Here is a 23,504-nt window from a genome sequence, read left to right on the forward strand (position 1 = left end):
AAACATTCAGTATTCATTCCTTTTTGCCCGTACAAGCATGCAAACACTATGCCGAATCGTGAAGAACATCTTCGACGTACAGCATTCGAATGGCCACAATCCCTGCTACAGCAAGTGGGGTAGCGATAAGGATGCCCATGAGGCCCCCAACCACCGCCATGACAATCTGAACAGTTATCAGAAAGGCTGCCGGTACTGATGTCGCATGCTGCTCGACAAGGGGGGTTATCAAATAGCTTTCGAGGACCTGTACAATCGAATAGACGATCAACACATACAGTGCCTTGATCGGTTCCTCTGCAACGGTGACGATCAGGGCCGGTATCAGTGCCAGCACCGGGCCGAGATAGGGAATGAATGAAAGGAGACCCGCGATAACAGCAAGGGCAAGGGCCAGTTGAATATCCAGAATCAGATAGCCAATCAGAGAAAGGATTCCCACAACGATCATGGAGATAAGCCGGGCCAGAAGCCATGCCCGAAGGGAGGACCCGGTATGAGAAAAAACAGTCCGAATACGCTCTCTTTTACCGGGCGGGATCAACTTGAGAAAACCATTGATATACACTGACGGTTTCAGGGCCAGATAAAAACCGATAAAAAAGATTACCAGCATATTACCGATAACGCCGAGGGTTGAAGAAAAGGCCAGGGTAAGACGGTCCACTACCTCACCGGCAGGGAAATTTGTCCGGGTCAGGTTTTGCCAGATTTCATCACCCCAGTTGTAGTTCAAAAGGATGGATTTAGTTCGTTTGGCCGCTTCCGGAACACGATCAAGAAGCTGGAGGGCCTGGTCGATTATATTCGGACCGATCAACCACGATCCTAGTGCTGCCAGGATTAAAAAAGCCACGACCGTCAATAAAAGCGCTAAAACCCGGGGGAAATGAATATGTTTGCGGATTAATTCAACAATGCCGTCAAGCAGAATGCCCGCAAGGATACCGGCAAATATCATGAAGGCAATAAATCCAAGAGGGCGTAATACATAAATCGCTCCGAGCATGGCAACCAGAACGCCTAAAACCATCCAGAAACGTTCCGCATTACTCCGGTGATTGTGGTGATTATTATTCAAACTCCTGCTTCTCCTGTCTTAAAGGTGCGAATGTACGAGCTTCTATAACAATCAAATTTAATGCCGATGCTCTTTACAGCGTTTTAAGGCGAATGTTTTTGCATATTCGATAAAATTATTGGCATTTTCGGGAATTTACGGCAATGCCGAAAGATGGAGTGGTACGAAGATTGCTTTTTTTTAGTATGGTTACAAAGAATTATTGACAAGGGAGGTGTATAATGACACAACGGCAGATATATGCTCGATGGGGGATAGCAGCCCTCATTTTCATAATTTTTCTGATGGCTTTGCTTTCACTCACTATTCAGACAATGGATCAAAACAGCAATCACGAGAACGGTCTGGACAGGGATACAACCCAGGCATTCGAAGATACCGCCTTTATACCGGTGCCGCGCCTGGAAACACTGCCGCAGGAGAATGGGAGATATCCGTATACGCTTGATGTGTTTCCATTCCATAACGGCAGATTATCGGTTCAATTGACAATGCCGAGCCGGACAGCGAGTTGCCCGAGAAGCAGGGGGATGATACTTGTAAGACCGACCAGTCCCCATTCTGAGGCTGATAACTGTACGACATCCAGGACCCGGGCCACAGGAGGAACATAGACAGCGATTAACAGAAGGGCAATGCAGAGCCCGATGGCCATCCATACCACCAAATTTCGTGTGATGCGGTTTTTTAAGAATGATGAACCATGTTCGCGCAGATTGAGTGCATGCCAGAGACGGGCAAAGGCGATAGAGAGAAATGTTATTGTCGCCGCTTTCTGATGGTCCATGCCGGCCCATCGCAGGGCATAGGCAAAGGTGCCGAGAATCGGAATGGCGATAATAATACCGAAAATGCCTATTGTACGCCAATTGCGCCGGGTAACGATGGGTTCTGACGGGGCGCGGGGTGGATGTTGCATTTCGTTGCCGCTTCCCGGGCCAACCGCAAGGGCAATGGCCGGAAATATATCGTTGACAATATTGATATAGAGTATTTGAAGAGGAAGAAGGGGAAGCGGGGCGCCGACAATCGAGGCAAAAAAGACAATGCAGATTTCACCGATATTGCCGGAAATCATATACATGACAAAATTTCTGATATTTTCAAAGATAACTCTTCCCTGCTGAATGGCCGCGGTAATGGTGGCAAAACGGTCGTCTTGAAGGATAATGTCCGATGAATCTTCGGCAACAGGCTGCCCCCGTTTTCCCATGGCAATACCGATATCCGCCTTTTTCAACGCAGGGGCGTCGTTGACGCCGTCGCCGGTCATGGCAACAATCTCGCCCTTGTTCTGATGTAAGGCTATGAGGTCGAGTTTCTGTTTCGGACCCACGCGAGCGAATATGGCTCCGGAGATCAGCTCCTTGCGCCGTTTTTCATCAAGATTCTCGGGAGCTTGAAGGTCACTTCCATGAAAGACATTCTTGTCACTCTCAACAAGACCCAGTTCCTTGCCGATAGCTATTGCGGTCTCCCGCTGGTCGCCGGTAACCATAACAACGCGAACACCGGCCTTGCGGCACATTTCGATCGGTTCCATGACATCTTTACGGGCAGGATCGATCATGCCGACAAGTCCCAGGAAGGTCAGGTCGGTATAGGGAGCGCCCTCTTCACTTTGGGGAGTGCGCATGGCCAGGCCAAGGACCCGCATGCCCTCCAGTGCCATATCGGCTGAATTCTTTTTCCATTCTTCCCGCAATGTATCATCGAGTTTTCCGGTCTCTCCATTGGTTCGAATAGTCGAACATGCCTGCAATACCGCACCCGGCGCCCCCTTGACCGCTTCAAAAATACCGTTCTCGGTCTTATGATAGGTAGCCATCATTTTCTTATCAGGATCAAAGGCTACTTCTCTGATTTCGGGGTTCTTTTCTGTTTGCTGTTCCCGGTCCATGCCGGCTTTCATTCCGGCTTCAAGAAGAGCGATTTCCATGGGATCGCCAACATTGCCCTCATCATTTATCGATGCATTATTGCAGAGTACTCCCACCTGAACCATGGCCCTGAGCGTGGTATCCTGCTCGATATCGATATCTTTGTCCTGTTTGCTGTCGTGAAACACGACGCTGTTATCATCTCCCCGGCCGGCAACATCGACCGGATGGTGCACGGAGCTGTATTTTTCCACTCTCATTTTATTTTCGGTCAGGGTTCCTGTTTTATCGGTAAAGACAATGGTAGTTGATCCCAGCGTCTGGACGGCCGAAAGACGGCGGACAAGTGCATTCCTTTCAGCCATCCGTTTCATGCCCCGGGCAAGGGCGACGGTCGATACGATGGGAAGACCTTCGGGGACCGCGGCAATAAAGAGTGCAATCGCTGTTTCAATCATTAAAAACAGCTCTCTCCCGGCGATAATGCCCGCCGCTGCAACAACAACCGCAATGACCACAATCAGGCGTACGAGCTTGGTTGCCAGGCGGTTCAATTGACGGTCGAGTGGATCTTCTTCCGACTCGGCCTCCTGTACCAGCGAAGAGACTCCGCCGATTTCGGTATCCATGCCGGTAGACACCACCACCGCAGAGCCCGACCCTTCGGTAATTGCCGTACCCTTGAACAGCATCGATTTCCGTTCGGGAAGAGGAGCGTCTTTGGAAACGGTGTCTTCAGTCTTTCGAACAGGCACCGATTCTCCGGTGAGTGCGGATTCATCTATCGTAAGATTGTTCGATTCGATCACCCGCATGTCGGCAGCGGCAATATCACCGCTTTCGATAAGGACAATATCCCCGGGGACCAGATTCCGCGAATCGAGCGTATGAGCAGTGCCGTCACGCATGACCTTGGCGGATTTGGTGTCCATTTGCTGCAGTGATTCCATGGTCCGCAGGGCACGAAGCTCGGTAACGAATCCGATCGCTGCATTAATGAGTAAAGCGAGCAGTATGGCAATACCGTCGGTCCATTTCTGGAAAAGAAAGGAAAGCACGACTGCGGCAAACAACACCGCCATGATCAGGCTTTTAAATTGCCGTATGAGAATCGACCAGACACTCTCCCGTTCGACTTGTGCCAGACGGTTACTGCCGAATGTTTCCAATCGCTGTTTCGCTTCTTCGGGTTTCAGCCCCGACTCAGTATCTACCTCAAGGGTTTTACAAACATCTTTCCATGACTGTGTCCATGCTGCTTTGATATTTTCCGTTTTCGATTTGTCCATTCAATAGTCCTTAGCGGAAGTTAACCTTTTGAGATCCAGAGCCCCACCGGAAAATGGGTGATCAGCTCACCGACCTCTATTTCGGGGCCAAGTTCCATCTCTTCACCGCTGTATATTTCCCGGAAGCTCCTCTGCTCTGCAAAGGGAAGTGTCAGGTTCGTATTTTTCCACATTTCCTTACCCAGGGGATATTCCATTTTTTCCATCAGCGAACAGGTGAACCTTGGCGCAAGTGTCAAGGATGCGGTGGCGCCGGATTCCCGGACAAAGGCGACAATGTTCTCTGCGTAGTCACCCGTTGTTCTGACTGGAACATAACTCCCTTGGTTAAAGAGTTCCGGGTTTTGGCGACGGGCCTGGAGGGAACCGTAAATTGCATACATTTTCATAAGCGCTTCATTGGGCGTGGCGATCAATTGAGCAAGCAGAGAATCAAGACCCGATTCGATTCCTTCGACAAGTCTGTTCAAAAGGCTTTTGCGCAATCGATAGTCAACTTCACGGCGATTGTCGGGATCAACGAGCATATATTCGATCAGTTCGGTCCCCTGAAACATGTCCGGAACTCCCGGAACGGTATTTCGGATAAGGCACTGAGAAAGAGAATTGAGCATGCCGTGCCATGCGATTGTCGAGACAAAGTCCCGCAGGTCATCGAGGAATTCCCTGTTGTCTTCTGCCAGAAGAGCATCGATAAAATTCATGACCGCTTTTTCATAATCTGTATCAGGTTCTATCCATGCCGTATGAATTTTCGCTTCTCTGATCGCTTTGAGCATGAACTCTTTAATGCGCGACCGATAGGCGTCGTTAAGCCCCCGCTCAGTAAGGGTGAGTGTTGCAATCAGTGTCTGATAGAGCAGATATTCATCATTGAAATCGGGAGCCTGCCGCGAATGTACCCGTTTTTTGAACCGGCTGTTAATCTTTTTCCAATGGGATGCCTTTTTTCCCCATTTAAATGGAATTTCAGAAAGAACCAGGAGCCGTGTGCGGGTATCCTCGCCCCGTTTCGAATCGTGAGTAGCCGTTGCATTGAGCGCAGCGGGGCGGTGTTGCTGTCGTTTTTGTATATAATGATGAAACTTCGTGAGTGGTGTACCGAATTCGGCAGGCCAGCCACCCACTTCATTGAGCGCCGTCAACCTGTTGTATATGTAAAGAAAAGTGTCTTCGTAACCCTTTGCCATAAGAGGACCGGTAAATTGCTGGAACCGCATCAGCGATGCCCGGCGGTCCTGGGTTTCCGGTGCCGGATTGGTTTTCAGACGAGTAAAAAAATACTCGATAAAACGGTATTCGTATTTGAATTCGGGACGGGCACTGAGGGCTTTTTTGATTGCACTTAAAACAACCTTTTTATCGCTATTCTCATATTTGTAAAAATCGATATAGGTCCGGTACACAGGAAAATGGACCAACAGTTCGGTAAGCGCCCGGCGCAAACCATGAAAAGTGACATCGTTGCCCGGAAGTTCATGGTTTGCCGCATGAAGAATAAGCGCGGCCAGATTATCGAGATCACCAAGCATATGCTTGTGAATAATTAGACGCTTGCGGTCAACTTCGAGTTCATTGACCCTGATCTTATGGCCGATAAAACGGGTATAGATTCCACTCAAGATCCGTTCACTGCTTCTCCGGCAGAATATCCCGTTCAGTTTGTTGAGAAATTGATACCCCGTATCGCCTTCCACCGGCCAGTGTTTGGGGAGCGTCTCGTTCCGTTCAAGGATTTTTTCGACTACCAGATAGATACCCGGAGAGCGGGTGCGGATATTTTGCAGATAGGCATAGGGATCATAAAGCCCGTCGATATGATCGATGCGAAGTCCCTGAATCAATCCCTGGGAAATAAGATCGAACATCAGTGCATGGGTGGTGTTGAATACCCGTTCGTTGTCCACCCTCACGGCGATAAGATCGTTGATAGTGAAAAACCGGCGGTAGTTAATTTCTTCGGCTGCAACACGCCAGAAACTGAGACGGTAATGCTGGTGATCGAGCAGTTGCTGCAGAAGTCCCGGGCCGGGAGACGACGAACCGTCGGCATTGTATTCCGCTATGGTCTCATCGATAAATTTCCTGATCGACTCGTGTGTGGTATATACTTCATTGAGTACCTGTAACGCCATCTCCGTCTGGCTGTACCGTTCCTGTGGTTCGCTTGAGTCGGGGAGGTTGTGAAGGGTGTGCAGTACACCGGCAAACCGGACATATTCCTGCCCCGAAAGACATTGACGGAGCGCAAAGAGATTGCGGCCGAACACTTCGAAATAGCTTTCCGGCCGGACTGGAAAACGTTTCTCGTAATAGGCCGTCTGCAGCCGGTTGTTCTCGTAGACAAGTGAAATTTCCTTATCGCTGATACAATCACCGAGCGGCTTGCCTAAAAAAGGGGCGATAATCCTTCCACGCAGACTTTCGTGCATATGATCCCAGTTAATATCAAAAAATTCCGCATACCGTGACGCTCGCCCATGAGTGAGTACATCCATGAGCATGTTATTTTCAGGGCTGTATGCCATGTGATTGGGTACAATGTCCTGAATCCATCCCATGTCATGATCTTTTACCCAGGCAAGTAAGGAGACGAGTTCATCCCAGGTACCCAATTCAGGGTTGATTTCCCGTGGATCGCAAACATCGTAGCCATGAAGACTGCCGGTGGCAGCCCGTGTTACCGGCGATGCATAAATATGGCTGATACCCATCTTTTTGAGATAGATGATCTGTTCGCGGGCATGAGCAAAAGTAAACGACGGCCTAAACTGAAGTCGATAGGTGGAGTCGGGTATAATTGTGTTTGTATTCATAGACTTGATATTTCATTACGCAGCGACAAAAACCGCGCTGCATTTCCCATTTATTTTTTCCTTACGAAGTGAACCCTTCTTCAGGGCGGGGAGCAGTGAACCGGGACCGTTCCATCGTGGATCGCTCGAATCGAGGACCTTTTCCCAGCTTTTATCTTCCATACGGGTAATCGATGCAGGATGATCGGCAAAATTGAAAAGACATACAACTGTTCCACTTTCTGTTTCCATGATAATGGTAATAAATTTACCATCGTTGTCTGCGTATATTTCAGGGGCAGATGAGACATGTTTCTTTGCAAAGGCATATTCCCGGCGTAAACCGATACAGGTGCGGTAAAAACCGAGCAAGATGGCATGATCGGCCTTTTCTGTCCGGCTCCACTGGAGTTTAGACTGAAAAAATGTATCCTCTGCAAAGGGATCGGGAGGGTCGATTCCCACATGAAATGCGGCAAATTCCTCTTTTCTTCCTTTGCGTACCGCTTCCTGTAAATCGGGATCGGTATGATCGACAAAATAAAGAAAGGGGTTCGCTTCCCCATACTCTTCACCCATGAACATCAGGGGGATATACGGGGAAAGGAGAAGTACGGCCGCTGCACACTTCCGGCTTTCAAAATCGACAAGTAGGCTCATTCGTTCACCCCGGGCACGATTACCGACCTGGTCGTGGTTCTGAATGCAAAGGACGAATTTATTTCGGGCCAGGTCAACCGCCGGGTTGCCATGGGTCCGTTTGCGGTAATTCGAATAACGGCCGTCATAAACAAACCGGTCATTCAATGCTTTGGCGAGTACGTCGCTGTCGGTGAAATCTCCCAGAATTCCCTGATTCTCACCGGTGAGTTGGACATGAAGCGCATGGTGGAAATCATCGGACCATTGCGCATCGATATCTAACCCGCCTTGTGATGCCGGTCTGATTAAACGGGAATCGTTCAGGTCGCTTTCGGCAATGAGCCAGCGCATGCGGGAGTTGGAACGCGACCACTCATGAACTTCATCGGCAAGCTGAGCAAGAAAAGGTTTGGCACTGAAATCGTATATCGCATGCACGGCATCCAAACGAAGAGCGTCGATATGAAAATATTCGTACCAGTAGAGTGCATTGGCGATAAAATAACGTCTTACTTCATCGCTGAAGGGACCGTCAAAATTGACAGCATCGCCCCAGGGCGTTTTATATTTATCGGTAAAGTAAGGGCCGAAATCGCGCATGTAGTTGCCTTCAGGACCAAGATGATTATACACAACGTCAAGAATAACCGCCAGTCCCCGTTTATGGCACTCGTTAACAAAATCTTTTAAGCCGTTGATACCGCCGTAAGCGGTGTGTACTGCAAAGGGATAGACGCCGTCATACCCCCAGTTGCGGTTGCCCGGGAAGTGGGCTACCGGCATGAGTTCGACTGCAGTAATACCGAGATCGACAAGGTGGTTAAGACGTTGTGTCGCCGACAGCAGTGTTCCTTCGTCGGTAAAGGTGCCGATATGAAACTCGTAGATGATATAGTCGTGAAGCAGAATTCCTTTCCATTTCTGATCTTCCCAGGCGAATTCGGTATGGTCGACTACCTGAGAGGGGCCATGGACCCCTTCGGGCTGGGTAAAAGACGCCGGATCCGGGCGCCGTATGGAGTCGTCAATACAATACTGATATATGCTTCCCGCCGGAAGTTCCGGCAACAGGCAGTGCCAGTATCCCAGCGGATCTTTATCCATCGGAATTTCGGCTTTTCGCGGACGGAGTAATTCCAGGGTGATTTTTTCATGATGGGGTGCCCAAACCGTAAATGTGCACTTTCCGGGTGTATACCAGGCTCCTGGTTTAAACGGCATATAATACCTTTCTAATGACGGTTCGGCAAACTTATTCCAGTCCCACTCTCACCCGATAGGTGAGAGTGTTTTTGTCCTTTTTGGGAATGTTCAGGGTAAACTTGACTGTAAAGGCATCGAATTTTTCGTATGAATGGCTTTTTTGGGTTATTTCCCAATTGTCATCAAAGTGTTCGATAATATCGACCCGCACCGAAGATTCGGTCTGATTTTTCACTTCAATTTCCCATGCCGATTCATATAACTGAGTACTGACACGGTTATATGCTGTTTGACGGCGTTCTGCGGTAATATCAAAGGCGGCTCCCATTTCCAGCTTGACTGTTTTATTCACCGGGGTATGGTCGATTCTGTCTTCACCGATAAACTGCCGCTGTCCTTCGGAATCTTCTACATATCCTCTGATAATCCCTGCCGGAAGCGGCCGTCCGGGCCCCCGCCGTCGGGAATTGGTCAAAGAATAAATAACCAGCACCGGCGCCTCAACATCCCTGCCGGTATATCTTCCCCTGAAAAAACGGCTGCTCCCCTCGATCAGGTATTCTTTGGCAACCGATATTTTCGATGTTCCAAAGAAACGGATTTGCTTTGTTTGCGCCTGGTCGATATTTACCGGACGAGCGATGGTGTATAAATGGTAGGATGATAATGCTTCTTCCCCGACCTCCTCCGCTGCCTCGGCTTTACCCAACCCTCGATATCGTCGACGGTCGAAACCGGGAGATTGCTGCACGCGATTCACTTTGCCGGCAACGAGTTTCAACGTTGCATTGGGAAAGGATGCGCCGCTGCGGTTGTCGAGTGTCACCCATCCATTCAGGTCGGCCCGCCGCTTGTTGTCGTACACAAGCAGAATGTAATTGGCTTTCCAGTTGATATTTTCGGTCAGATAAGATGCTTCGAGGGTGTGTGCTTTCTCCGTCCTGTTCTCAGCCAGCCATATCAGCGTGGGGTGGGCCACCAGTCCCTCGGGAAGCGCCGGAAGTACCACATATCCCGGATGGTCCAGATAAATCTTATCTTCCACCCGATACACCGGACCGTCGTTGTTACTGATCAGATTGGCTTCGGTGGTAATTGTCCGGTCTTGATATTCGTTCCACTGGATTATCCGGAGCCTTTTACCGACATATTTATTCAGCAGTTTATTTCTGTTGATAAGGTCGTATTCGTAGTTCTGCTCGAGGATTGTAAAAGAACCTGAGTTCGATGTCGATGTTGCGGTGACGCTTGAAGGAAGTATATCGGCTGCAACTCCCTCGAAATACACCTTCACCTTTCCTCTGGGCATGGTAATTGTACGGGTATCTTTGACAAGGCCGATATTTGCATTGTAAACGGTTATTTCCATGCCTGAGCGGTCTGCTTTTCGGGCTAAAACCCGGATCGGCTGAGCCTGGGAAACATCACAAACGAGCATATACAGGCATAGGGCAACCGATGTCCTGCACAAGTCGGCCCATTTCGTGCTACAGGTCCGATATGGATATTGAGCCATGGTATTGTTCATAGTCATTGCAATACAAATAGCGAAATGCATGCCAAAATGTGTAGTACAACGGCTATAGTGAGAATTTGTTCGAAATGGATCGTTTGGTTTTCCCGAATCAGACAATCGGATTCTTATTTTTGCAAAAATGGAAAAAGGGGAGGGGGACCACCAATGAACGAGCAAATGAGGATATGAGGGAATCGAGATCGTGAGGAGTAAATACTTATAGAACTCATCTCATATATGGTTGCGGACTTCGTCCGGCTGCAAAGCCGACTGCCTTTGTCGTGCTGCATCGCCGGACCATTCCAGGATGTCTGCTTCGCGCTTCGCGGCACTCGGCTTTTCGCTCGGCCTCGGGCCATCACGTCCATTTATGAGATACAGTACACTGGGGCCCGATCGTGAACGGGGGCTCATAATTATGGTGAGGCTGAGGAGGAACCTGAATGTTGAAAGTCGGAAGAGGATAAATAAATTTGTGTTCACAGACCGGAAGAGAGGGGGACGATACAGTAGCCCGACTGTGAAGGGGTTGCAGCCGGGGGACTGCAGCAGAGGTTTTTAGCATAGGCGCTTAGATGTCTGATCCATTTTATTTACCATGCGCTCCCGTTTTTTTGACCGATAGTATTTAATTTTTCTCGGCTCAATATCCATTAAGCATTTTTTCAAACCAATCGGACATTTTCAGCCGGATGAGTCTTATCTTGATTTATTCAGGCTTGATAGTTATTTTGAGTGACAATAGCCGGTTTTATACAAAAGGAGAAGCGTCTCCTGCGGTTGCGCCCGCGGCAGGGAAAAAAGTAGACAAGAATAAAGATCCGGTAACTGAGAAGGAATGGAAGAAGGCTCCGGTAAAGCCGGGGCAAATACCCGAAAATAAAGAAGTTTCCATAAAGCTGATTAAACCGGAAAAAACGCCGCACAAGCAGTTCGTTAACCTGAAACAAAACGATTCGGATCAGGGCCCCGAATTAACAATGTCTGTGTAAATCAGGGGCGCTCCTGACGGCGAGATGGTAACCTGGGAAGCAACCGCAGGTGACAATAACAGCAAACGGAACGACCCGAAAACAGGACTGAAAAATCCGGCCGACAATAAGCTGGTCGAGTTCAAGGACAAGAAGGCGAAAACCGAGACAAAGGTGAAGAACGGGAAGAGTGAGTGTGTGCTTGCGTGCGGATTGGCGGGGGGAGATGAATTCAGCATATCGACGATAATACAGGTCTTGTTAGTCGTGTCGATGAATTAAATGTTAAGGTGGAACTGCCAAAGAATGCAGCAGTCTCTTTAAAAGAACCGGTCGATATTGCTCTACGTTTAACCGCTGCGTCAGGCCCATGGGGCGGCGATGGCGGCACTCCGCCGAATAATCTTATAGTTATTGACAAAAATGATACTATTCATTCAATGTGCATTATGCATGAATTAGGGCACCTTATGAATATGGTGCCACTGAAAGAGGGGCAATCCTTAAAAGCATATTTTGCTTTCGATTGCATGAAAGAATTTTTTAATAAATATGGCGTAAGATTTGAGGTTCCGGCTGAATTTCTGGTGACCGCTATATATAAAGGGATAACCACAGGTCCATTCAGAATTAAAACCGGAAAGTAGGATTCTGCGCAAGCTTGGTCTGAGATATTTGTCTGCATCAGTGTGAGGGGCCGGGAGCGAGGGGCGGACCATGAAAAATAAAGCCGGATGTGCCGGTCAAATGACTCGGATACGATACTAAAACCCCAGCGTCACCACAATCCCCTCCTCCCTGATATTAACCTTGCGGATAAACAGCTTTGCAATGGGGGTCCGCAGAGAGCCGGGTTCCAGACGACGGACAACGGATCCTTCGATATTCTCCCCTAAAATTATTCGAATTACCTCCTTGATTCCTCGCTGTACCCGTGTATCCAGTTGGCTGAGATCGAGCACAATGGAATCGACATTGGTATTTTCGAGGTAGAACGTGCCTTTTGAGGGATCAAAGGCGAGGCCGCTGGTGAAAACGATTCGCCCTTTTTCCACCTCCACTGCTCCCAATCCCCGCGGAGAGAGCACCACCTCCAGACCGATGGTGAGTTTATCCTTGCGGCGGGCTAAAAGAAGTGTCGGGTTCTGCAGGGTTACCTGAGCGATTGCAGCATAGGTTCGGGTTTCCGGAAATTTCTTTTGCAAATCCCGTCGCACCTCGGCTGCGGGTATCTTTACTTCTATAGATGGCTTGCCGCAAAAAAACAGGAGCATGCCGAGCAGAACCAGAGACGTTAATAAAGCATATAAAATGGCCGAAGGAAGATTTTTCATGGTTGCGCTCCCTGTTACATGATACCGGTCAATCACCGGTGAATTGAGGTGCAAATTACGGGCCATTCGGGTGGTGCCCGGCTTCACAGGAAGTATCATTGTTTCATCGATGGGTAAATGAGTATGACAATTTGGGTAAGGTCGGGTATTCTGGACTTTCTTCGGGGTCACCGTTGTCACCAATCATTTGCATCACCGCCCGGTAATCGCTTTGGGTTTCATTTCTGATTGTTATATCCATATCACGGGTCTGCTTAAGGTATATCTTTTGGAGCTACCATTTTATGTTCTTTCAAAAGCCGTATTTTGCCGTAGTTTTGGGCAGATTCTTTCGTAACTATACATTTAATGAGATTTATATTCCAAAGACAAAAAAGTAGAATGTTCACCCTCACTCTTCACAAATGATGCATCCTCCGGTCCCCGGCGGTATAGTGCTGCCGCCCGTATTTCAGATGGGCTCTGGCTTCACGCTCGATATGCCCTACGATCAAATTAGCCCCTTCCCATTCCCGTCCGTCGAGTTCCTCGATCGTGGTGTGTCTGTTTTTCATTTCGATAACGGCGATACCCCGGGATTTCCCATCCGGATCGCGCAATACCTGGACCCATCGGGGAGAACCGTAATTCTCCATAAGGTGCCGCAATTCCTGATCGCCAACTTTTCGTGGTAGATTTTCGATATAATAACGTTGTGCCATAGAATGCTCCTTTCGGTATGTGAAAATTCAAATAGAGCAAGACTCGTGCCGGAAGAAGAGACGAGGGAGGCCGAAGATGGGGGCGAAATACGAACGTCGAAGGCGATGCACTGAGTTTGCCGAAGTGTCAAAAGAGGATAATGGATGATGGTCGTGGATCAGGATGGTAGGTTTTTTTCTTGTCAAATCGTTGTCACTCTACCGGTAGCATCTCAGGACAGGTCTTTTGTCTCAAATTGCTTGTAATCTTTCCCCCTCTTCTCATCCCTTTCCTCATTGGCATTCAAATTGCTTTCCTACTCCAGCACTTCACCAATTAAACTCTTAACCGGGGAGCGTGTCCTATGCGAGCAATGGTAACACCGAAATTTGGAAGTCCTGATTTGTTTGAATTGAAGGATATTGAAAAACCGTCACCGGGACCGGGCGAATTGCTGGTCCGGGTTGTGGCATCGGGGACAAATCCTGTGGAAGCGAAAATTCGCAAGACCGGTTACTGGGGTGGCATTAAGCCGCCGGTGATTTTAGGGTATGATGTGTCCGGGATTGTGGAGCAGGTGGGTGATGGCGTGAATGAATTTGTCAATGGTGATGAAGTATTCTATACGCCGGAGATCGATCCCACCCGGTCGGGGAGCTATGCGGAGTACAACGTTGTGGCGGCATCGATTGTGACCCATAAGCCGTCATCGCTCAGTCACATAGAAGCTGCTGCGGTTCCACTGGCCGGGGGCACGGCCTATGAAGCCATTATACGGCGTCTCCGGATAAGTATCGGTGAAACGATTCTGATTCACGGCGGTGCAGGTGGGGTCGGCTCCTTTGCCGTGCAACTGGCCAGGGGATCGGGTGCACGGGTACTGGCCACGGCAAGCAAAAGCAACCAGGAGACTCTTCACTCACTCGGGGTTGATGTTGCTATCGATTATGCAAACCAGGATCCTTTCGAAATTGCGTTAAAAGAAACCGGCGGCAGGGGTGTTGATGCTGTTTTCGATACAGTGGGTGGTGATATCATTCAGCGAAGCCTTGCCGCAACGCGACCTTTTGGCCGTCTGGCAGGAATTCTGGGACCCGGTGGCGATCTGACCCAGGCTTACCGGAAGAATTGCACCTATTACGGTGTGATGCTGACCCGGGAGCGGAAGCGGCTGGAAATTCTTAAAGCCATTCTGGAACAGAGGAAAATAAGCCCGCTGATCGACAGAATTATTCCCCTCGAAAAGGTAAGCGAAGCCCATCACCGTCTTGATTCGGGACACGGGCGGGGAAAAATTGTGCTCAAGATCGGGAAATAATCCCACGGAATACAGGGAAAAGAATTTTCTCATATATGCAAAAATCTTTATTAAAATCGAAAATCACTGCCGTTGCCGCCGGTTCACCTTCGGTATTCACCTTTTGCAATTACAATGCCTTCTATTCGGCATGCTTATTGCATTATATCCTGAAAATACCGAGTATGCAGATAACTTCCCGTGGGTTTCTGATACTATTCAGTAATAAATGAATAAACATAATTAATAGAGATATCCCGGCAGGGAGTTCTCCATAAAATCCGTAGTCGGAGGATGTATGTTTCTTTTTATCGGGCTTCTCTTTTTTTTGCTTGGATGTATTCCACTGTTTCAGACTTTTCAGAGATCAAACAAGTTCCCTCCCGACCAATATACAAAGAGGCTGCGTAATTCGATCGGTATTATAATTTTAGACATATTGATCATAATCGCATTCAACATATTCGGCGCCATTTACACCGATTTGCTCTGGTTTGATAATCTGGGCTATGCGCAACGTTACTGGACGGTTATTACGGCAAGAATACTGCTCTACGTAATCGGCGCAGGCGTCGCCTTTGCATTTGTCTATGCTTTTTTAAAAACCTCGGCTCGAAAAGCAGCAGAACATAAAACGAAATATTCCTTTGTATTTTCCCTGATTCTTGCTGTAATACTCGGATTCGGAATAAGCGGTATGTGGGAGAGCGTGCTGCTGTATATAAATCGTGTTCCGGGTGATATACGGGACCCGGTTTATGGACGGACCATGGGATTTTATCTTTTCTCATTTCCTTTTTATTCGGCGCTTTTAAACTGGTTTTTTTCTTTGATTGTTCTTACCGGTATTACCGTCGTTATCGCGCGTCTGTACACCTATATCCGGACACAGACAGACAAGAATTCGATTACCGCCGAAGATTTCGGGCGGCTTAAAACAATCAGCGGCCATCTTTTCTTACTGCTCGCCCTGTTTCTGGCGGGCCTGGCGGTCAATTCATGGCTGGCCATAATCCGGCTCATGTATTCGACCGAAGGGGTTGTAAACGGCGTCGGGTATGTCGACATTCATTATCGCCGGCTTGCCTATATCATTGCCGTTATCCTCTATTCGGCTGTTGCGATTATTTCGGCAGCCTGTGCCTTCTCACCCCGGGCGCGGCGGATTTTTTTCGGTATTGGAGAAGGAGAAGTCCGGTGGGGAAGAACGTTTCTTATCCCCGGATTGGTTGCCGCCGTCCTGATTGTCTTTATCGGCATCATTCCCCAGGTAGTCAATGCTCTGATTCTGACCCCCAATGAGATTACCCTCGAAAAACCCTATATCCTCCATAATATCAAATTTGCCCGTCAGGCCTATGCTGTTGATGATAAAAATATTATCGAGCGGGAATATTACGCCGAAGGTGAAAACGTTACCCGGGAAGTTATCGACCATAATACCAGTTCGGTTGAGAATATCAGGCTCTGGGATCCGCGCGCGCTTATCGATAATCTGAAGGAACAGCAGGAGATTCGCCTTTATTACGAATTCCACGATGTCGATATCGACCGGTATTATCTCAATGGTGAATACCGTCAGGTCATGCTCTCGGTTCGTGAACTTGCGAAAAACAAACTCGAGGTGGAGTCACAGACCTGGGTAAGTAAGAAAATGAAATATACTCATGGATACGGCCTGGTCCTGCTGCCGGTCCATGAATTCCTGCCCCAGGGTGGTCCCAAACTTTTAGTAAAGAACATGCCGCTGCAGGTTATTCCCGAAGGGCTTTCCATTACCCGGCCGGGAATTTACTATGGTGAAAAAACGAATGATTATGTGTTTGCCCGCACAACGCAGGAAGAACTTCATTATCCCTCGGGCGAAGAGATCGTGTACACCACCTATGACGGTACCGGCGGGGTAGGAATCGCCTCTTTTGTCAGAAAATTTTTCTACGCCTGGAAATTCAATGATTACCGGATACTCTTTTCCGATTATTTTACAAAAGAATCCCGGATCCTATTCAATAGAAATATCCTTGAAAGAGTGCGGGCCCTGGCCCCCTTTCTCATGTTCGACCGTGATCCCTATGCCATGATCAGCAATGACGGGCATATCAAATATATAATCGATGCCTATACGGTTTCCGACAATTATCCCTATTCACCCAAATACCGGGGATCGATCAGCCATTTCAACGGCGTCAATTATATCAGAAATTCGGTAAAAGCGGTGGTCGATGCGTTTGACGGTACGGTCGAATTCTATGTGGTCAATGAGGATGACATCATTGTGTCGGCCTACGATCGCATTTTTCCGGGGCTGCTCAAATCCTTTGATGAAATGCCCGAAAATATCAGAGAACACATTCGTTATCCGGTCGATTTCATGACGGCTCAGGCGGAAATTTACAGCATCTATCACATGGAAGATCCGGGGATTTTCTATCAGCGTGAAGATGTCTGGGAGTTTGCTACCGAACGATACCGTGCAGATTTCCAGGTTGTCGATCCCTACTATGTCATGGTCGATTATCCTGCAGAAGACGGTATTATCTTTTCGCTTATCATACCTTTTACGCCCCGCAATAAAAATGTTATACATGCATGGATTGCGGGTATCTGCGACCTGCCCAACTATGGGAAATTGAGAGTTTTCACCTTTCCCAAGGGTGTTGAAGTTTTAGGGCCGCGGCAGATCGAGGCACGGATCGATCAGGATACCGAAATGTCAAAGGCCATCACCCTATGGGGACAGCGGGGGTCACAGGTGATCAGGGGCAATCTCCTGGCTATTCCACTGTTTGACAAGCAGAAGCTCTATATACTGTATGCCGAACCCATCTTTCTTCAGGCGGATAACGCCCAGTTGCCCGAGATAAAGCGAATCATTCTCGCCGATCAGACACGGGTTGTCTGGGCTGATAAATTCGATAGGGCTCTGGCAAAACTGGTCGGTGAAGCTCCTCCTGAAGAGGAAGAAGGTCCTGCGGTTGCTCGTCCTGCCGCAGAAATGCTCTCACGGGCAGTGGAGCTTTTCAATTCGTGGCAACGGCTTACGTCACAGGGAAAATTTTCAGCAGCCGGAGAACGGTTGGAACAACTGAAAAATCTCCTTCAGCAAATGACAGTGGAGCAGCAGCCTGAAGAGCAGTAAGAAAAAGATAACGAATTGTTTCTCAGGAAAGAATACAGAATAAGGAGTAAAACAATGGCCGAAAAACAGGATATCCGCTCAATTGAAAATCAGGAGTGGCTCGAATCACTCGATTATGTTATCAAGCATGGCGGGGGACAACGGGTCCACGAATTGTTTCGTAACCTTCAGGTCCGGGCGCAGGAGAAAGGCATTACATTCACCTGTCCGGGCACGACCCCCTATATCAACACTATTCCTAAAGACAAGCAACCGCCCTATCCCGGCAGTCTCGAGGTTGAGCGGCGGATTCGCAATATTATCCGATGGAATGCTATGGCGATGGTCGTGCGGGCGAATCGGGAACTGAGCGGGATCGGGGGACATATATCGACCTATGCGTCCCAGGCCACACTTTTCGAGGTTGCATTCAATCATTTCCTCCGGGCATCCAGAGACGGTTTTGACGGCGATATTGTTTTCTTTCAGGGCCACGCATCACCGGGGGTCTATGCCCGTGCCTTTTGTGAGGGGCGATTGACTGAGGAACATCTGAAGAATTTCAGGCGCGAACTCAATCCCCGGGGCGGTCTTTCATCATACCCCCACCCGTGGCTGATGCCCGATTTTTGGGAAATTCCCTCGGTATCCATGGGACTGGCGCCGATTATGGCGATTTATCAGGCTCGGTTCAACCGGTACCTTTTAGACCGCGGGATAAAAGATACCACCGATCAAAAAGTATGGGCTTTTTTAGGCGACGGTGAAATGGATGAGCCCGAGTCGATGGGGGCGATCACGCTGGCACCACGGGAGCATCTGGACAATCTTATCTTTGTAATCAACTGCAACCTTCAGCGCCTTGATGGTCCGGTGCGGGGCAACGGCAAGATTATTCAGGAGCTTGAAGCCGCGTTTAACGGCGCGGGATGGAACGTTATCAAGGTTGTCTGGGGCGGTGACTGGGACCCGCTGCTTGCCACCGATACTGAAGGACTTCTGGTGAAACGCATGGAAGAGCTTGTTGATGGACAATTACAGAAGTATTCTACAACGAGCGGCGATTATATCCGGAAAGATTTCTTTGGTACCGATGAACGGTTGCTTGAGATGGTGAAAAACTACTCCGATGAACAGCTTACGAAAATGCGCCGGGGAGGACATGATCCCGAAAAAGTCTATGCCGCCTACAAGGCTGCTTTGCATACCGAAGGCGCTCCCACCGTTATCCTTGCCCAGACAATCAAAGGGTACGGGCTGGGTGAAGCCGGTGAGGGGAGAAATGTCACCCATCAGCAGAAAAAACTGAACGAAAAGGAACTCAAAGATTTCCGCAGCCGGTTCGGGATCCCGATTTCGGATGAGCAGGTGGCCGAAGCGCCGTTTTATTCCCTTCCCCAAGACAGTGATGAATACAAATATCTCCAGGAACGCCGCAAAAGCCTGGGCGGCTATATCCCCCATCGACAGAACAGGGCCGAACCGATCACCATGCCGGATGATTCGGTGTTTAATGAGTTTTATGAAGGAAGCGGTGACCGGGAAGTAGCGACGACAATGGCCTTTGTGAGGCTTTTAGGCAAGCTGCTCAAAGATAAATCCGTGGGCAGTATGATCGTCCCTATTGTCCCCGATGAATCGCGGACCTTCGGCATGGAATCGTTGTTTCGTCAATTTGGCATATACTCACATACAGGACAGAAATATGAGCCGGTTGATGTTTCGAGCTTACTGTTTTACAATGAGGAAACGCGCGGTTCCATACTCGAAGAGGGTATTACCGAAGCCGGTTCTATGTCGTCTTTTATTGCCGCAGGCACCAGTTATGCCACTCATGGTATCAACATGATTCCCATTTTCCTTTTTTATTCCATGTTTGGGTTTCAGCGTATCGGCGACCTGATCTGGGCTGCCGGCGATGCGCGGGCACGGGGATTTTTAGTCGGCGGGACATCGGGACGAACAACACTGCCCGGTGAAGGTTTACAGCATCAGGATGGACAGAGCCATGCCTATGCCTTTGGGCCGCCTACAATCCGGGCCTATGATCCGACCTTTGCCTATGAAATTGCAGTCATTGTGCGTGAGGGTATGCGGCGGATGTATGTGGAACAGATCGATGAAATCTATTATTTGACCGTTATGAATGAATTTTATCACATGCCTCCAAAGCCCGAAGGAATGGATGAAGGTATAATCCGGGGAATGTATAAATATCGTAAGTCGACGAGCAAGTCGAAGAAAAAGGTAAACCTTATGGGGAGCGGTGCGCTTTTGATACAAGCACAAAAAGCTGCGGATATACTCGAGCAGAAATACAATGTCGCGGCTGATGTCTGGAGCGTGACAAGCTATAAGGAACTGTATAAGGACGCTTCCGAAACGGAACGTCAAAATATGTTACATCCATCGGATAAACCGAAAAAATCATATCTGGAACGGTGTCTTCCCGAAAAAGACGGCATTTACGTGGCGGTAACCGATTATCTGAAAATGATTCCCAATTCTATTGCCCGGTGGGTTCCCGGGCGGTTTATGGTGCTTGGCACCGACGGTTTCGGACGGAGTGACGGCCGAGATGAGCTGCGACGGTTCTTTGAAGTGGATGCCGAATCGATTACCGTTGCTGCATTGCGTGGGCTGATGCTGGAGAATAAAATCGAAGCAAAAACAGTCAAGAGCGCAATTAAAGACCTTGGAATCGACCCTGAGAAACCGAATCCTCATATTAGTTGAGTATAATGAGATAACAAACGCGTATCGATAATAACAAAGGAGAATCCACAATGACCGAAGAAATAAAACTGCCGGAAATATCAGAAAATGTCGATTCGGGTGAAGTCGTTAAAATCCTGGTGAAGGAGGGTGACAGGGTTAAAAAAGAGCAGCCCATTATGGAAATCGAAACCGATAAAGCGAGCTTTGAGGTGCCGTCGACTTCTGAAGGAAAAGTAACAAAAATTAATGTTTCCGAAGGAGATGTTGTATCCGTCAGTCAGACCCTATTAATTATTGAGAGTGAGGGCGGCAAAGAGTCGGAAGAGAAGGCTGAACCTGAAAAAGAAAAAAAGCCCGAAAGTAAAGAAAAAAAGAAAGCTGAAGAAGAAAAAGAGAAGGAGCAGAAGGAAGAAGAACAAAAAAAGCAGGAAGAGCAGCAAAAGGCAGAGAAAGAAGAAGAAGCAAGGAAAGAACAAGAAAAGGAAGAAAAGCCGCAGAAAGAAACTGCCGGTCGCAAAGAGGAAAAACCGAGCAGGCCGCAGAAGGGAGAGGAAAAGCAAAAGCCGCCGCGGCCCCTAGAAGAACCTGCCATGAAGGAACCGGTTCTTGTTCCCGCAGCGCCATCGGTGCGCAGAGAGGCCCGGGAGATGGGGGTCGATATAACCGATGTTAAGGGAAGCGGGCCTGAAGGTAGAATCGTGTCGGATGATGTGAGAAACTATGTCCGGAAACGGATGGAAGAAAAGCGGGAAGCTCCCGCTGCTCCGGCTGCAGCGCAACCCCCGTTGCCCGATTTCTCCAAATGGGGTGAAATAAGCCGGGAGTCTTTGTCAAAAGTACGGGCCATAACAGCCGATAGCATGCATACCGCATGGAATACTGTCCCCCATGTAACCCAGTTCGACTCGGCGGATATTACCAGCCTGGAGGAATTCAGACAGGAGTACAGTGCCGAACTGCAGAAAAGGGATGTAAAACTGAGTATTACATCACTAATTATCAAAATAGTCGCAACAGCACTTAAGCAGTTTTCCCGGTTCAATGCATCACTGGACATGGAGAAAAAAGAGATAGTTTACAAAAAGTATATCAATATCGGCATTGCGGTTGATACCGAGAGGGGATTGCTTGTCCCTGTTCTCAGAAATGCCGATCAAAAGAGTATCACCATGATTGCCCGTGAGATAGCCGATCTGGCCTGGCGGGCACGGAACAAGAAAATCGACCCTGGCGAGTTGAAAGGCGGGAACTTTACCATATCCAACCTCGGCGGAATCGGGGGAGCTAATTTTACACCCATTATTTACCATCCCCAAGTAGCAATTCTGGGTGTTTCCCGTGCGACGATGCAGCCGGTGATTCGCAACGGTAATACCGAACAACGATTGATGCTGCCGTTGTCGCTCTCCTATGATCACCGGATAATCGACGGCGCCGATGGTGCCCGGTTTCTTCGCTGGCTGGTCGAATCGATGGAAAGTCCACTACGTATGCATCTGGATCTTGGAGGTTTTTAATGAGTAATCAGGAACGAAAAACATCACTTGCAGTTATTGGAGCCGGTCCGGGAGGATATGCAGCCGCATTTCTTGCCGCAGATCTTGGAATGGAAGTCACTCTGATCGACCCGGAAAAACGTCCGGGGGGTGTCTGTCTGTATCGGGGATGTATTCCCACAAAGGCGTTACTCCATGCCTGCTCGGTCAGGAGAGAAATTGACCGGTCGAAACAGTGGGGGCTAAAAGCTGAAAACGTTTCCATCGACCTCGATTCATTGCGTCAATGGAAAGAAAGTGTGGTAAAAAAACTGACCGGTGGTCTGGGACAGCTTGTCTCGAAGCGAAAGATAGATTATATCCGCGGTAGGGCAAGATTTCTCGATCCTCATTCGCTTGAGGTTACTACCACGGAAAAGGAGACACAGAAACTCGCCTTCGATCATGCGATAATCGCTACCGGCTCCTATCCGACTCATCCGAAAGGGCTTCCCGAACATTCGAAACGGGTTATGAATTCGGAAGAGGCCCTGAATATCGAGGATATTCCCGAATCATTACTGGTAATCGGCGGCGGGTATATCGGCCTGGAATTGGGAACGGTCTATGCAACACTGGGAAGTAAAGTATCGATAGTAGAAATGATGCCTCAATTAATGCCGGGCAGTGATGCCGATCTTATCAAGGCATATATGAAAGGCGGGGGTAATGTTTTCGAAAACATATATACCGAAACAACTGCAGAGATAAAAGAGAAAAAAGGTCGTTTACATGCGACACTGAAAAACGGGAAAGAGAAAAAAGCGGTTTCCTTTGACAAAGTACTGGTCACCGTCGGACGGAAAGCGCTGACCCGCAACCTTGGACTCGAAAATACCGGCGTTGAAACCGACGACAAAGGATTTGTGCTTGTCGATGAACAGCGGCGGACGCAGGAAGAGTCGATTTATGCAATTGGTGATGTTACGGGGCCACCGCTTCTGGCCCATAAGGCCACGCATGAAGGCCGTGTTGCTGTTGAGGCAATTGACGGTCGTGCTGCGGCATTTGATCCCCATGCTATTCCATCGGTGGAATATACCGACCCGGAAATCGCCTGGTGCGGTATGACACAAAAGGAAGCCGAAGAAAAGGGAATTAACGTTGAAGTCAGTGCCTTTCCCTGGGCGGCATCAGGCCGCGCGGCTACACTCGGAAGAGCAGAAGGAATAACTAAACTCGTTTTCGACAGTGACAGCCGTCGTATTATCGGGGCAGGGATTGTTGGAGCAGATGCCGGTGAATTGATTTCCGAAACCACCCTGGCAATAGAAATGGCGGCAAGGGATGGCGATCTGGCAATGACAATTCATCCACACCCCACCCTGTCGGAGACGATTATGGAAGCCGCTGAAGCGTATCAGGGAAGTGCTACCGATATATATCGACCAAAAAAAATGTTATCGAAAAGATAGCTCTATACCGAATATCCAGACAAAATTGA

16 protein-coding genes are annotated in these 23,504 nt (G+C 48.7%); 8 read left to right on the forward strand and 8 right to left on the reverse strand.

Features of this window, described 5'->3' with window-relative positions; all coding sequences use genetic code 11:
• Window positions 1-46 precede the first annotated feature (46 nt).
• The 5 genes from GF401_09330 to GF401_09350 form a co-directional block, all read right to left on the reverse strand.
• A complete protein-coding gene (locus tag GF401_09330) occupies window positions 47-1,081 on the reverse strand; it encodes an AI-2E family transporter (GenBank protein MBD3345249.1) in 1,035 nt (344 codons plus the stop codon).
• Window positions 1,082-1,562: 481 nt separating this feature from the next.
• Window positions 1,563-4,250 carry an HAD-IC family P-type ATPase gene (locus GF401_09335; protein MBD3345250.1) on the reverse strand — a complete coding sequence of 896 codons (2,688 nt, stop codon included), beginning with the start codon at window positions 4,248-4,250 and terminating at the stop codon, window positions 1,563-1,565.
• A gap of 20 nt (window positions 4,251-4,270) precedes the next feature.
• On the reverse strand, window positions 4,271-7,066 hold the full coding sequence (gene treY / locus GF401_09340) for a malto-oligosyltrehalose synthase (GenBank protein ID MBD3345251.1): 2,796 nt from the start codon (window positions 7,064-7,066) through the stop codon (window positions 4,271-4,273).
• A gap of 15 nt (window positions 7,067-7,081) precedes the next feature.
• The gene (gene treZ / locus GF401_09345; protein MBD3345252.1) at window positions 7,082-8,908 is read right to left on the reverse strand and encodes a malto-oligosyltrehalose trehalohydrolase; all 1,827 of its coding nucleotides are present in this window, start codon (window positions 8,906-8,908) and stop codon (window positions 7,082-7,084) included.
• A 31-nt stretch (window positions 8,909-8,939) separates the two neighbouring features.
• Window positions 8,940-10,448 (reverse strand): DUF4139 domain-containing protein, encoded by a 1,509-nt coding sequence (locus tag GF401_09350; GenBank protein MBD3345253.1) that lies wholly within the window; start codon window positions 10,446-10,448, stop codon window positions 8,940-8,942.
• Window positions 10,449-11,137: 689 nt separating this feature from the next.
• Between GF401_09350 and GF401_09355 the strand changes: the two genes are divergently transcribed.
• Genes GF401_09355 through GF401_09365 form a run of 3 tightly spaced genes read left to right on the forward strand, consistent with a single transcriptional unit; the run spans window position 11,138 to window position 12,024 of the window.
• Window positions 11,138-11,398, forward strand: a complete 261-nt coding sequence (locus GF401_09355) for a hypothetical protein (protein MBD3345254.1) — start codon at window positions 11,138-11,140, stop codon at window positions 11,396-11,398.
• Between the two features lie 24 nt (window positions 11,399-11,422).
• Window positions 11,423-11,659, forward strand: coding sequence for a hypothetical protein (locus GF401_09360; GenBank protein MBD3345255.1), 237 nt, complete (start codon window positions 11,423-11,425; stop codon window positions 11,657-11,659).
• 8 nt (window positions 11,660-11,667) lie between these two features.
• Window positions 11,668-12,024, forward strand: coding sequence for a hypothetical protein (locus GF401_09365; protein MBD3345256.1), 357 nt, complete (start codon window positions 11,668-11,670; stop codon window positions 12,022-12,024).
• A 117-nt stretch (window positions 12,025-12,141) separates the two neighbouring features.
• Here the strand turns inward: GF401_09365 and GF401_09370 are convergent, their stop codons facing one another.
• The 3 genes from GF401_09370 to GF401_09380 all read right to left on the reverse strand — a co-directional run bounded on the left by GF401_09370 (window position 12,142) and on the right by GF401_09380 (window position 13,412).
• The gene (locus GF401_09370; protein MBD3345257.1) at window positions 12,142-12,810 is read right to left on the reverse strand and encodes a DUF1439 domain-containing protein; all 669 of its coding nucleotides are present in this window, start codon (window positions 12,808-12,810) and stop codon (window positions 12,142-12,144) included.
• Between the two features lie 4 nt (window positions 12,811-12,814).
• Entirely contained in the window at window positions 12,815-12,952 is a 138-nt protein-coding gene (locus GF401_09375) for a hypothetical protein (GenBank protein MBD3345258.1), read from the reverse strand.
• 157 nt (window positions 12,953-13,109) lie between these two features.
• A complete protein-coding gene (locus GF401_09380) occupies window positions 13,110-13,412 on the reverse strand; it encodes a hypothetical protein (protein MBD3345259.1) in 303 nt (100 codons plus the stop codon).
• A gap of 344 nt (window positions 13,413-13,756) precedes the next feature.
• Between GF401_09380 and GF401_09385 the strand changes: the two genes are divergently transcribed.
• The 5 genes from GF401_09385 (at window position 13,757) to lpdA (ending at window position 23,475) form a co-directional block, all read left to right on the forward strand.
• Entirely contained in the window at window positions 13,757-14,710 is a 954-nt protein-coding gene (locus GF401_09385) for a zinc-binding dehydrogenase (protein MBD3345260.1), read from the forward strand.
• A 277-nt stretch (window positions 14,711-14,987) separates the two neighbouring features.
• On the forward strand, window positions 14,988-17,828 hold the full coding sequence (locus GF401_09390) for a hypothetical protein (GenBank protein MBD3345261.1): 2,841 nt from the start codon (window positions 14,988-14,990) through the stop codon (window positions 17,826-17,828).
• Between the two features lie 54 nt (window positions 17,829-17,882).
• The gene (gene aceE, locus GF401_09395) at window positions 17,883-20,543 is read left to right on the forward strand and encodes a pyruvate dehydrogenase (acetyl-transferring), homodimeric type (GenBank protein ID MBD3345262.1); all 2,661 of its coding nucleotides are present in this window, start codon (window positions 17,883-17,885) and stop codon (window positions 20,541-20,543) included.
• Window positions 20,544-20,593: 50 nt separating this feature from the next.
• The gene (locus GF401_09400; protein ID MBD3345263.1) at window positions 20,594-22,042 is read left to right on the forward strand and encodes a biotin/lipoyl-binding protein; all 1,449 of its coding nucleotides are present in this window, start codon (window positions 20,594-20,596) and stop codon (window positions 22,040-22,042) included.
• Window positions 22,042-23,475: a dihydrolipoyl dehydrogenase gene (gene lpdA, locus GF401_09405; protein ID MBD3345264.1), complete on the forward strand. Its 1,434-nt coding sequence runs from the start codon at window positions 22,042-22,044 to the stop codon at window positions 23,473-23,475. Before GF401_09400 ends, lpdA begins: the two co-directional genes overlap by 1 nt.
• Window positions 23,476-23,504 lie beyond the last annotated feature (29 nt).

Source organism: Chitinivibrionales bacterium (assembly GCA_014728215.1).
GTDB lineage: Bacteria > Fibrobacterota > Chitinivibrionia > Chitinivibrionales > WJKA01 > WJKA01.